The sequence below is a fragment of the Pseudoalteromonas aliena genome, from assembly GCF_038155085.1.
GTDB lineage: Bacteria > Pseudomonadota > Gammaproteobacteria > Enterobacterales > Alteromonadaceae > Pseudoalteromonas > Pseudoalteromonas aliena_A.
This window is the reverse complement of the sequence record NZ_JBAKAU010000181.1, coordinates 1-219: the sequence shown is the minus strand read 5'-3', so window position 1 is coordinate 219 and position 219 is coordinate 1. Positions and strand designations below refer to the sequence as shown.

Here is a 219-nt window from a genome sequence, read left to right as displayed (position 1 = left end):
TTGACAGTGCAGTATTATTAAGTGTTAATGGTGAAAATTATGAACTGCCAATGTGCGATTTAAATGCAGTTAAATTACTAACCGATACCAGCTATTTTATTAGCGAAGATTTAATGGCTCACCAACCCAGTCTAGAATTTATTAAACCCTTTACTACACTAGTTAATGAAGGGATATGGTATAACTAGAGTTGACATATGGGCTATCGAGTTAACGAAG

The 219-nt window shown here is 34.2% G+C and carries 1 pseudogene; it reads left to right on the top strand.

Annotation, left to right across the window (positions count from 1 at the left end):
* Positions 1 to 188 (top strand): annotated as a pseudogene (locus V6260_RS19020) (cupin domain-containing protein); the annotation flags it as partial.
* Between the last annotated feature and the right edge of the window lie 31 nt (positions 189 to 219).